10 protein-coding genes, 1 tRNA gene and 1 pseudogene are annotated in these 11,210 nt (G+C 60.6%); 3 read left to right on the top strand and 9 right to left on the bottom strand.

Translation table 11 applies throughout. From position 1 onward, the window contains the following. The first annotated feature begins 27 nt into the window (after positions 1–27). Positions 28–104: transfer RNA gene (locus VGN93_RS13905), tRNA-Met, on the top strand. Positions 105–422: 318 nt separating this feature from the next. Here the strand turns inward: VGN93_RS13905 and VGN93_RS31310 are convergent. From VGN93_RS31310 to VGN93_RS13870, 8 genes and pseudogenes are all read right to left on the bottom strand, one after another. Beyond that, positions 423–576: pseudogene (locus VGN93_RS31310) on the bottom strand (DUF4147 domain-containing protein); the annotation flags it as partial. A 39-nt stretch (positions 577–615) separates the two neighbouring features. Further along, positions 616–1,698 carry a sn-glycerol-3-phosphate ABC transporter ATP-binding protein UgpC gene (locus VGN93_RS13900; RefSeq protein ID WP_327507967.1) on the bottom strand — a complete coding sequence of 361 codons (1,083 nt, stop codon included), beginning with the start codon at positions 1,696–1,698 and terminating at the stop codon, positions 616–618. Between the two features lie 29 nt (positions 1,699–1,727). After that, the gene (locus tag VGN93_RS13895; protein ID WP_327507966.1) at positions 1,728–2,555 is read right to left on the bottom strand and encodes a carbohydrate ABC transporter permease; all 828 of its coding nucleotides are present in this window, start codon (positions 2,553–2,555) and stop codon (positions 1,728–1,730) included. 3 nt (positions 2,556–2,558) lie between these two features. Beyond that, on the bottom strand, positions 2,559–3,419 hold the full coding sequence (locus VGN93_RS13890) for a sugar ABC transporter permease (protein ID WP_327507965.1): 861 nt from the start codon (positions 3,417–3,419) through the stop codon (positions 2,559–2,561). Positions 3,420–3,498: 79 nt separating this feature from the next. Further along, on the bottom strand, positions 3,499–4,749 hold the full coding sequence (locus VGN93_RS13885) for an ABC transporter substrate-binding protein (protein ID WP_327507964.1): 1,251 nt from the start codon (positions 4,747–4,749) through the stop codon (positions 3,499–3,501). A 40-nt stretch (positions 4,750–4,789) separates the two neighbouring features. Next, a complete protein-coding gene (locus tag VGN93_RS13880; protein ID WP_327507963.1) occupies positions 4,790–5,902 on the bottom strand; it encodes a mannonate dehydratase in 1,113 nt (370 codons plus the stop codon). A gap of 238 nt (positions 5,903–6,140) precedes the next feature. Further along, positions 6,141–7,337, bottom strand: coding sequence for a mandelate racemase/muconate lactonizing enzyme family protein (locus tag VGN93_RS13875; RefSeq protein WP_319310124.1), 1,197 nt, complete (start codon positions 7,335–7,337; stop codon positions 6,141–6,143). Between the two features lie 35 nt (positions 7,338–7,372). After that, positions 7,373–8,161 carry an IclR family transcriptional regulator gene (locus VGN93_RS13870; RefSeq protein ID WP_319310126.1) on the bottom strand — a complete coding sequence of 263 codons (789 nt, stop codon included), beginning with the start codon at positions 8,159–8,161 and terminating at the stop codon, positions 7,373–7,375. Between the two features lie 311 nt (positions 8,162–8,472). Here VGN93_RS13870 and VGN93_RS13865 point away from each other — a divergent pair, with 311 nt between their 5' ends. Together VGN93_RS13865 and VGN93_RS13860 are read left to right on the top strand one after the other, a co-directional pair. Next, positions 8,473–9,213: a ribonuclease activity regulator RraA gene (locus tag VGN93_RS13865; protein WP_327507962.1), complete on the top strand. Its 741-nt coding sequence runs from the start codon at positions 8,473–8,475 to the stop codon at positions 9,211–9,213. Between the two features lie 10 nt (positions 9,214–9,223). Beyond that, positions 9,224–10,120, top strand: coding sequence for an SMP-30/gluconolactonase/LRE family protein (locus VGN93_RS13860; protein WP_327507961.1), 897 nt, complete (start codon positions 9,224–9,226; stop codon positions 10,118–10,120). A gap of 96 nt (positions 10,121–10,216) precedes the next feature. On the opposite strand, the gene VGN93_RS13855 is transcribed toward VGN93_RS13860, so the two are convergent. Next, on the bottom strand, positions 10,217–11,197 hold the full coding sequence (locus tag VGN93_RS13855) for an aldo/keto reductase (protein WP_319310134.1): 981 nt from the start codon (positions 11,195–11,197) through the stop codon (positions 10,217–10,219). Positions 11,198–11,210: the final 13 nt, after the last annotated feature.

The raw sequence follows: 11,210 nt of genomic DNA, 5'->3' as shown, positions 1-11,210 counted from the left end.
ACATTCGGCAAAGCCGAATGCGCTGGACGCGGGGTGGAGCAGCCCGGTAGCTCGTCAGGCTCATAACCTGAAGGCCGCAGGTTCAAATCCTGCCCCCGCAACCAAATCAAATAAAGCCCGCTACCGAAACGCAAGCCGGCTGGCGACGGTCAGATGGTGGCCTTCCCGTAAAGTGCGGTTAAACGCCCGAACTCATCCTCCGGCGCTGGCTGCCTGGGAAATGAATGATGGTGTTTCACCAGCTTGATCGCGTCGAGAATGTTCCCGCCGACGTGCGGTCGGTTGGCCGTTTCGATACCGATCGCCGGAAGGCTTGTCGCGCTGGACGCTTGCGAATATTCCCGCCTGTTGGCGACTGCGCAGGCTTGCTGTAGCTGATGTTCGGACAAGCCGCACCTGCCGCCAACAGGTCCGGCTTTTCCAATCAGACTGACCATCCGCGCCCGCGTCAAAGCGGCCAGCCGGCCACCCTTGATGGTGGAAATGCTTGCGTACCGCGTTCATTGCCGAGATGGCGGCGCCCGAGGGCAGTAGCCGTTCGTTCAGCAGGATCTCGTGCTGCAGATCAAAGCCCTCACGGCCGTGCCGAGCAGCGATGCCAGGAAGCGCCGGGGGTTACGTGATAATGCGGTGGCCATCGTCATCGCTCTCGAAGAAATGCAGCTTTGCCGGATTCGCCCGCAGCAGCACTGTCTCGCCGATCCTGAGGCTGGCGCGTTCCCGCAGGACAAGGGAGACACGCGTGCCGCAGGTCTCCAGGAGGATCACGCTCTCGGGGCCGGTGGTCTCGACGCCGACGACTTTGCCGGCAAAGGCGTCAGGTGTTCCGTCGCCGACCACCGCAAGATCCTCTGGCCGGATCGCAAGGATCACCCGCCGACCATCAAGGGCTGCCGATCGGGCAGGGAGGGCGATCCTGGTGCCGTCCTTCGCGACAAAGGAAGCAGGCGATGCGGCGGAGGTCTCGCCCTCGATGAAGTTCATGGCCGGGGAGCCAATGAAGCCGGCCACGAACAGATTGGCCGGGCGGTCATAGAGTTCCAGAGGATGGCCTATCTGCTCGATATAACCCTGGCGCATAACGACGATCTTGTCCGCCATGGTCATGGCTTCGATCTGATCGTGGGTGACATAGACGGTGGTCGCTCCCAGCCGCTGATGCAGCTCGCGGATCTCGGCGCGCATCTGCACCCTCAGTTTCGCGTCCAGGTTCGACAGCGGTTCGTCGAAAAGGAAGACCTGCGGATTTCGAACGATCGCGCGGCCCATGGCTACGCGTTGGCGCTGTCCTCCGGACAGTTGCTTCGGCCTGCGGTCGAGAAGCTCCCCCAGGCCCAGAATCGAGGCGGCTCTTTCGACGGCGGCATCGATCTCCGGCTGCGGCACGCTGGCGAGCTTGAGCGCGAAGCTCATGTTCTTGCGCACGGTCATGTGCGGATAGAGCGCATAGGACTGGAACACCATGGCGATGTCCCGCTCCTTAGGCCTGATGTCGTTGACCACGCGTCCGCCGATGCTGATCGCGCCGCTGGAAATGGCTTCAAGGCCGGCGATCATGCGCAGCAGGGTGGACTTGCCGCAGCCTGACGGGCCGACAAGCACGACGAACTCGCCGTTTTCAACCCGCATGTCGACTTCGTGCAGTGCCTCGTAAGCCCCATATTTCTTCACGACCTTGTTCAATTCAACCTGAGCCAAAGCTGGTCCTCCCTTTTCCCTTGCGTCCGTCAGCCCTTCGTGGCGCCGGACATGAGACCGCTGACGAACATGCGCTGCATCACCAGAAAGATGAGCGCGATCGGCAGGGTCATGACGAATGAAGCGGCCATGACCGCGCCCCAATCGGTATCGAATTCAGTCGAAAACTCGGCCAGCCCGATCGGCAGTGTCTTCATTTCCTTTTCGGTCGCGAAGGAAAGGGCAAAGACGAACTCGTTCCACGTCGCGACGAAGGAATAGAGAGCCACGGCGATAATGCCGGGGGACACCAGCGGCAACGATATGCGGAACAGCACGCCGAGATGGGAAGCGCCATCAATGATGGCGGCATCCTCGAGTTCCTTCGGGATGCCGCGGAAGTAGCCCGTGAGCATCCAGACGCTGAGTGGCAGCGTGAGGATCAGATAGACTAGGATCAAGCCAAGATAGGTGTTGATCAGTCCGAAATAGTTGAGAACGATATAGAGTGGCACGATGACGGTTGCGGTGGGCAGCAACTGCCCGATCAGCACGAAGGCAAGCGCGGCCGAGCGACCGCGGAAATCAAAGCGCGCGAAGCCATAGGCCGCGAAGATGGCGAAGATCAGCGCCAACGAGGTCGAGCCGATCGAGATGATAAGGCTATTGACGAAGTAGCGCGGAATGTTGCTCTCGAAGAGCACGGTCTTGAAGTTGATAAGGGTCGGCGGATCCGGCAGCCAGCGCGGCGGTATGGTGTAGAGCTGGGCGAGCGGCTTGAAGGCGGAGACCGCCATCCAGAGAAACGGGAAGACCGCGACGAGAACCAGCAAGGCGACCGGCAGCGAAATGACAAGGGTGCGGCGTCTGTCTTGCATGGATCAGTCCTTATCCTGCGCCGCGAACACGCGCATGTAGAGTACAATGATCACCGCGATGAACAGGAAGTAGAGAACCGCCATCGCGGCTGCGCGGTTGAATTCGAAATATTCGAAGGCCTGTACATAGATCTGGATCGGGAAGATCATCGAGCGGTTGGCGGGGCCGCCGCTGGTGATCGAGTAGATGATGGTGATACCGTCGAGTGCCCAGATGGTCAGGAGCAGTGTCACGGAAACCAGGACGGGCCGGAGCTGCGGCAACATGATGTGCCAGATCTCGTGCCAGAAGCTGGCGCCGTCCACCCGCACCGCCTCATACAATTCGTCGGGTACCGATTGCAGGCCGGCCAGCACCATCACGGCCACGAAGGGAAACATTTTCCAGGCATTGACGGCGATCAGGGCCGGCATGACGGTATCGGGATCGGTCAGCCAGCCGACGGGCTGGGAGATAATGCCGAGCTGCATCAGCATGTAATTGATGATGCCGTAGTCGGTGTGAAACATCCACGCCCAGGTCATGGCGGCGACGATGCCCGGCACGACCCACGGGATCAGCATCAGCGAGCGAACCATGGATCGTCCGGCGAACTGCTGATTGAGGAGGATGCCCGCGAGAATGCCGAGCAGGAGCTGAAAGACCACCGAGCCGATGACGTAGTAGGCCGTGTTGAACAGTATCAGCCTGGTCGAGGGCGCGCTGATGGCCACATTGAAGTTGCGCATGCCGGCAAAGGCGCCGCTGGCATCGGTAAGGCTGAGCTCCACGGTCGAGAGCATCGGGTAGATGATCAGTGTCGCCAGCAGCAGCATGGTCGGTAGGATGAACCAGAGGCCGGGACTGATGTTTCGCGATGTCATGTGAATTCCCGTCGTTGGGCGCCCGGCCGTTCTCGCCGGGCGCGTTCAACCTGTTCTTGCAAAGAGGCGGTCGATCAGTTCACTGGGACAGAACGGATTTGATCTCCTCGGCCGCCGCGTTCATCGCCTCCTGAACCGTGCTGCCTTCAAGCAGGGCCTCCTGAAGATAGTTGTAGTAGATCTGTCCGATCTGCCCCCATTGCGGGATAGCCGGCTGGGGCCGGGCGTGCCGGAGCATGGTTTTGTGCGCGTCCATCAGCGGATCGTTGAAACGTTCCGCCTGCAGTCCGGACATCGCGGCAGGGAAGGTCGTGGTGTAGGCCGCCTGGCGCCCCGCGTTCGACATGAAGGCGGCCAGCTTGATCGCGGCTTCCTTGTTGGGTGCGTCCTTGGGGATAATGAAGTTCCATCCGCCCAGAATGACAGCCGTCTCCTTGCCGTCAGGGTGGGGCAGCGGAGTGACGCCCAGTTCGATCTCGGGGGCAGCTTCGCGAATGCGCTCGATATCGGAGGTCGCTCCGGGGATCATGGCGACATTGCCCACCTGGAACAGGCGGCGCAGCGCATTGGAGTCGTTTTCCAGAGTGGAGGGCGGAGAGACCTTCGACGTGGTAAAGAGGTCCACATAAAACTTGACGGCTTCCACCGACTCCGGAGAATTGATGGTCACTTCCTTGTTGTCGGGGCCGAGAATGCCGCCCCCATTCATCCACATGAAAGGCAGCGAGCGAAAGAGGGCATTGCCAGGCTGGTCGGCTCCGCCGCCCGATACGCCGTAACCATAGACCTTTTGACCGGCGCTGTTGGTGCGGGTGAGGGCCTTGGCGTAATCGAGGAATTCGGTCCAGGTTTGCGGTGGCTTGTCGGGATCGAGACCTGCCTCCTTGTAGGCTCCCTTGTTGTAGATCAGGGCGTGGGCTTCTGCCTGGAAGGGCAGGCCGTAGAGCTCGCCGTTGAAGGTGGCGGTATCGAGGCTTGCGGGAAGCACGTCGTCGAAGTTTACTCCCGCTGCCGTCAGATGGTCACGCAGGGGTTCCAGCTTGCCGGTCTCTGCCAACGGTATGTTGACGCCGTTCTGGACATCGATCAGGTCCGGCGTGCTGCCCGATTGGAGAGCAACGAGAATGCGGCTCTGCAGGCCGCCGGCGACATTCGCCTCGACGCGAACGCTTATCCCGGGATTTTCCTTCATGAACTCGGCTGCTAGATCCTTTGCCTTCTGTTCGTTCCAGTTCATCGTCCACCACACCAGATCGGCGGCGGATGCGCAGGTCGCGTGGGACAACATCAGCGCCAGTCCTGCGGCGAGTATTCTGGTTTTGCGTTTCATCGGTTTCTCCTCCCCGATCGTTTTCGAATACCGGCGACGCTCACACTGCCTGCGAGATGGTCGCGTCGTCGCTTGAAGCATATGTCGCGGGGCCAAGCAGGTCGGCATGTCCGACGAGGGCCCGCATGTAGCCGATGGTGTAGGCCATGCCGGCGTGCCATGGCGCATTGCTGTGAACATCCGGCACGTGGTCCGGCACCATCACGCCATCGAAGGATTCGTCCCGCAGAATGCGGACGATCTCAGCCATGTCCACGTCGCCATTATCGACGAATGTCTCTTCATAGCGGGGTACCTTGCCCTTCACGTTGCGGAAGTGGACATAGGCAATCCGGCCGGAGCGGGCGAACCGCCGGGTCGTGTCGTAGATATTGCCGGTGGTCATTTCCTGCAGCGAGCCGATGCAGTATTCTAGGGCGTTGGACGGGCTGTCGATGACCGAGAGCAGGCGGTCGTATTTGGCGGGCTGGTTGACCAGCCGTGCCGTGCCGCGCAACGTTTCCATCGGTGGGTCGTCAGGATGGGCGGCCAGTTTCACTCCGGCCGCTTCGGCGACCGGTACGAGTTCCTTCAGGAACCACTCGAGGCGTTGCCAGAGTTCGCTTTCCGAGACGCTGACGGGGGCGGCGCCGGGCACGGCAGGACGGTAACGCATGTTCCACACCATCCCGTCGGGAATTGGCGCCTGAGCGTCGAAGCTCGCGGTATCGAATACCGATGTGACGGCTCCGCCGCGCCCCACCGGAAGTCGCCGCCAGCCCCAGACGCCTGCGATCGAGAAATTGTAGCCGATGACCTTGATGCCGGCGCGACCCGCATCTTCCACAAGCCGCTTCAACCCATACATCTGTTGCCGCTTGTTCGGACCGTCCAGCAGGATGTCAGACCAGAAGTTCGGCGCGAAATTTTCCATCGCCGCAACCGTCAGCCCATGTTCGCCAAGCATGTCAACGACGTCCTTCATGTCGTCGTAGGTCCAGCGAGCGTGGCGGCTGCAGTCGCCGAGGATGGGGCCCGGTTGTCCGCCGCTCAGATACGGCTCCGAATCCTCGACGCGCGGATAGCGGCCGAGATGCACCACGACATCCTTGATGCCGAGTTGTTGCGCGAACCGCGCATTGTCTCGATTAAGCCGCTCTCCCGACAGTGTCATTCCAACTCGGATGGGCAAGCATCCCTCCTCCTCACTTCACATTACTAATTCAAATATGAACTGATAATGTTCGCATTAGAATGAGTATGGTTTTCCCATCTGTCAAGCGGGTTCTTGCCGAAAACGGGCTTCCTTCAAAAGCGTAGGAAACACGTCGTTTCAAAACGTCCAGCCGAGCGACATCGGCGCGAGGCGGCTCCGCCACCTCGCTATCGAACACATGTCCGAGCTTCTGTCGTCAGTCGAAGAAGCGACGATCTTCTTCCGTGAGATAGGCGATCGCCTTGTCGATGATGAAATCGACCCCCATGCCGGGGCGATCCCAGACGTCGACGAATCCGTCCCTGACGATCGGATTGGGTAACCCCTCGACGATGTCGTACCACCAGTCCGGCTCACCGACCGGGATTTCGAAGGCGATGTAGTTCTGGGGCAGGGTGGCTGAGACCTGGACAAGGGCGGCAAGGCCGAGCAGGCCGTTGGCCGTGCCGTGCGGCGCAAACAGCAGCCCGTGAATCTCGGCATATTCGGCCACCCGTTTCAATTCGGCGATCCCGCCGACGTCGCAGGGGTCGGGGCCGAGGATATTGACCGCTCGGGTTTCGATCAATTCGCGGAAGTTCTGCCGCAGGTAGATCTGCTCCCCGGTATGGATCGGGGTGGTCGTGCTTGTGGTCAGGTCGCGGTAGGCGGGAGCGTTGACATAGGGCGTTTGATCGCCCGTCAGCATATCCTCGATCCACATCAGGTTCAGCGGCTCCATCGCCTTGGCGAATTTCTTGGCATCCGGCAGCGTCCATCCGGGACCGCAGTCAAGGGCCAGCCCCACCGTATCGCCACACACCTCCTTCATCGCCTCCACGCATTGGACGACATGATCGAAGCCTTTTTTGGTAAGGTATCCAGTGTCCCGCAGGCCCGGCATTGGCGTCGTCGTGACCTCGCCGTAGTGAAAATCGGCCACCTGTCGCGCCATGGGGCTGTGGAAGGCGATGGGCTGCTTGATGATGGTGAACCCTTCGGGGGACGCTATCATCCTGCGGACGTCTTCGGCATAATCCTCCGGGCCCCAGCCGGTCATTGGAAAGCGCAAGCCGCCATTGTAGACGCGGACGCGATCACGGACCTTTCCCCCGAGGAGTTTGTAGACCGGGACGCCCGCCGCTTTGCCGGCGAGATCCCAGCAGGCCATCTCGATGGCGCTGATCGCACTGCCCCAGGGTTTGAAGGCGCCGCGGTGACGGATGCGCAGCATCACGCGCTCGACATTGGTCGGGTCCATGCCAAGGATCATGTCGCGGAGCAGCAGGATATGCTCCTTCGCGTAGGGCTTCCAGAATTCCACCTGGCCGTAGCCCGAAAGTCCCTCGTCTGTGACAAGGCGCACGACAGGGTGGCGCCCGAACAAAGCGCATTTCACGTCAATGATTTTCACGTTTTCCTCCCGCTGCCGCCGGCGAGGCGGCTCGATCAAATATCCGGAATCCGGCTCGATATATCCGCTGCCGCTTCGATCACCAGGTCGCGCAGCCGGCCCCGTTCCTCATTTTCCTTGTCGGCCGCCAGAAAGGGTATGCTCAGCGCCGCAATCATTCGACCGGACGGCGAGGTCACGGGCGCCGCAACGGCCCAGACGCTACCGCCATGTTCGCCCCTGTCGCTTGCCCATCCCTGCTTGCGGATTTTGCTCAACTCGCTGGACAGTTTGGCGGGATCGATGATGGTGCGAGGCGTGTATTTCGGCAGGGGGCCGGCCAGGAACCTGTCGATCGCGTCTGCTTCCAAATGCGCCAGAAGCATCTTGCTGGCGGCGCCGGCATGAAGGGGAAAGGACTGCCCGACCGCCGGATTGAGAGCATACTGTCCCTGTCCGGCGAAGGAGGCGACCACGACCACGGCCTGATTGTCCAGCACGGACAGCTTGTTTGCCTCGCCTGTCGTCTCTGCCAGCCTCTTCATGATCGGCTGGGCGAGGGCCACCAGGTCGAAGGCGGCTTCCGAGCTCACTTTCGATGCCAGGCTAAGCAGCCTCGGCCCCAGTACATAGGTGCCGTCGAGCCGTCGTTGCACCACGTTGTGCGCGTGCAAGGTATTGAGGATGCGGTAGACCGTACTACGGGGCACGGACAACTGGTCGGAAAGGCTTCGGATGGTTTCTCCCGCCGGCTGAAGCTCAAGCGATGACAGGATTTCCATCATCCGCTCCAGCACCGGAACGCCATACTTGTCCTTGTTGTCTTGATGGATGTCGTCGCTCATCAGAGGCCCCCGGCGGTCATTCAGCTACGAATGACGTAAATTCCCATTTGCAGCAACCTTTGATTTTTTCCGGTCTGTTCCATTCCTTCATTGACACCGGCTTTGTCAAGCTTCATTCTTAAATGAATGTCATTAGTTTATATATGAACTGGTACCGTTGGTGACAGCCAACATGGGGGGATCGATGCTGACATAGCGAAACGGCCGCGTTGCCGAACGGGCCGCCGGAAAGGCAGTGCCATTCCACCAGAAATCAACAGCCTCGGTTGCGCTCCGATTGAACGCGACGGGGCAAGAGACAGGACATTTTCATGATCGAGACACACGACATCAAACGGCCGCCGCGCGAATGGGTGGATGCCATCAGGAACATCGGCGCGGCCACCTCATCGAGCCAGCTCAGCAAGATGGGCATTCGCAACACCCATATCTACGGCCCGGTCACCAAAAAGGAAGGCACCGTCATGTGTGGTCCGGCCCTGACCCTGCAATTCGTGCCGAAGCGCGAGGACCTTCAGGACGCGGATGAGTATGCGCAACCGGAAAAGCAGGTACACCGGCATGTGCTGTATCACACCCAGCCCGGAGACGTGGTTGTCGTGGATGCGCGCGGAGACATGAAGAGCGGCATTTTTGGCGAGATGATGCTTACCTATTTCCAGGGCAAGGGCGGCGCCGGCGTGGTGATCGATGGCTGCCTCCGGGATTATCCCAATGCCAAGCATCTCGATCTCGGCATTTGGGTTCGCGGCCTGACGCCGAACTTCCACACTCAGACGGATCTGATGCCCTGGGGTGTCAATGTGCCGATTGCCTGCGGCGACGTATTTGTCATGCCCGGTGACATCATCGTCGCCGATGATGACGGTGCGGTGGTCGTTCCGGTCGGCCATGCCGAGGAACTGATCAAGCGGGCATCAACGCATCACGAGTGGGAGGAATTCTCCAAGGAGCGCCTGCTGGCTGGTGGCGAACTCAAGCGCTACTACCCGCTTCACGACGACGCCCGGCCGGAATACGAGGAGTGGCTGCGCAACAAGATTGTGAAGTAGGGAGCTGCCAATGGAGGATCAAACTCTGGAGGAGGGCATGTTTCGTCTGGTGGCAGACAGTCGCTCGCAGCTCGGAGAAAGTCCGGTCTGGAGCGCGGCGGAGCAGGTTCTTTATTTTGTCGATATCCGCGGCCCTTCGATCAACCGGTTTGATCCGGTGACCCGCAAGCTCCAGCGGTTCATGCTGGAGGAGGAGATAGGCTGCATCGGCCTTTGCCACGGTGGCGGCTTCATCGCCGGTCTGAGGTCGGGCATCTGGCGGCTGGACGGGCAGGGTCGTAAACTTGCAAAGCTCGCCGACAACCCCGAGGGAACCGAGTTCAGCCGGTTCAATGATGGCCGCGTCGGACCGGACGGCCGTCTATATGTGGGCACCGTCGATGAATCACGCCAACACCAAGCGAAGCTCTATCGCTATGACAGTGGTGGCCTTGCTCCGCTGATGGACGGGTTGATGACATCAAATGGCCTGGCGTTCTCGCCGGACGGCGCAACGATGTATCACGTGGACTCGCCTGCCTCGAAAGTGACCGTGCAGGATTTCGACCGGTCGACCGGAAGCATAGCGGGCAATCGCGTGCTGATCGACATCCCCGACGATTCTGCCGCGCGGCCGGATGGTGCAACGATGGATGTCGAAGGCTGCTACTGGCTGGCGATCTTCGGGGCGGCAGTCGTCCGGCGGTTTTCACCACGAGGCGACTTGATGGCTGAATATCCGGTTCCGGTTAAATGCCCGACCATGCCGGCATTTGGTGGTGTCGATATGCGCACCCTCTATGTCACGACGGCCGGAAGCCGCAGGCCGGCCGAGGAGATGGCACAGTTCCCGCATTCAGGCAGCTTGTTTGCGATGAGGGCGCCGGTGGCCGGCGTGCCTGAGCCGCTATTCGACGAGGAGATTTGAGGAAACAGAAAACCGGCCTCCGAGGGGCGGCTTTTGACCTCTGTCAGCTTGCGACACATGGAAGGGCGGCCGGATCATCCGGCCGCCCCTTGTTGTTTATTCGAAGCCCATGATCTTGTGGGGCACGTAGTGCTCGGTCAGTTCCGCCAGGTCTTCCGGCGTCAGCCGGATGGACACGGCCTCGGCGGCATCGACGATCTGGCTTTCGCGGCTGACGCCGACGATCGGCGCGGCAACCGCCGGGTTGGACAGCAGCCAGGCGATGGCGATGCGGGCACGCGGCACGCCGTGACGTTTGGCAACATTGGCAACCGCGTTGATGACCCGTCCGTCCGCATCTTCCGTGTCGCCGTAAAGCACCGGACGCAGAAGGTCCGTACCCTTGCGAAGCGATTCATGTCCGTCTTCGCGTGCGAGCAATCCGCGGGCAAGCGGGCTCCAGGGAATGAGGCCCACGCCTTCGGCTGCGCAGAGCGGCACCATTTCCCGCTCTTCCTCCCGGTTCAGCAGGTTATAATGGTTCTGCATGGAGATGAAGCGCGCCCATCCCTTGTAATCCGACAAGTAGAGCGCCTTGGCGAATTTCCAGGCATGCATCGAGGATGCGCCGATATAGCGAACCTTGCCGATCTTCACGAGATCGGAAAGCGCTTCGAGGGTTTCCTCGATCGGCGTTACCGGGTCCCAGCGGTGGATCTGATAGAGATCCACATAATCAGTGCCGAGCCGGCGCAGGCTGTGATCGATTTCCTGCATGATCGCCTTTCGCGACAGGCCCTTGGCATTGGGTCCGTCACGCAGCGGCGAGTTGATCTTGGTCGCGAGCACGATCTCGTCGCGCTTGGCGTAGTCCTTCAATGCACGCCCGACGATCTCTTCGCTCGTACCGTTGGAGTAGATATTGGCGGTATCGAAGAAGTTGACGCCAAGTTCGATCGCCTTCTTGATCAGCGGGCGGCTGTCCTCTTCCGTGAGAGTCCATTTCGGATTGCCGCGGTCCGGCTCGCCGAAGGTCATGCATCCCAAGCAGATGCGCGAGACCTCCAACCCCGACTTGCCCAATTTCGTATATTCCATCGTCATAACTCCG

The sequence above is a fragment of the Shinella sp. genome, assembly GCF_035998705.1.
GTDB lineage: Bacteria > Pseudomonadota > Alphaproteobacteria > Rhizobiales > Rhizobiaceae > Shinella.
This window is presented reverse-complemented; position numbering and strand designations above follow the sequence as displayed.

Coding starts and splice junctions, on each gene's coding strand:
- VGN93_RS13865 (WP_327507962.1), top strand. CDS start 8,473: ATGATCGAGACACACGACATCAAACGGCCGCCGCGCGAATGGGTGGAT.
- VGN93_RS13895 (WP_327507966.1), bottom strand. CDS start 2,555: ATGCAAGACAGACGCCGCACCCTTGTCATTTCGCTGCCGGTCGCCTTG.
- VGN93_RS13885 (WP_327507964.1), bottom strand. CDS start 4,749: ATGAAACGCAAAACCAGAATACTCGCCGCAGGACTGGCGCTGATGTTG.
- VGN93_RS13855 (WP_319310134.1), bottom strand. CDS start 11,197: ATGGAATATACGAAATTGGGCAAGTCGGGGTTGGAGGTCTCGCGCATC.
- VGN93_RS13860 (WP_327507961.1), top strand. CDS start 9,224: ATGGAGGATCAAACTCTGGAGGAGGGCATGTTTCGTCTGGTGGCAGAC.
- VGN93_RS13880 (WP_327507963.1), bottom strand. CDS start 5,902: ATGACACTGTCGGGAGAGCGGCTTAATCGAGACAATGCGCGGTTCGCG.
- VGN93_RS13870 (WP_319310126.1), bottom strand. CDS start 8,161: ATGAGCGACGACATCCATCAAGACAACAAGGACAAGTATGGCGTTCCG.
- VGN93_RS13890 (WP_327507965.1), bottom strand. CDS start 3,419: ATGACATCGCGAAACATCAGTCCCGGCCTCTGGTTCATCCTACCGACC.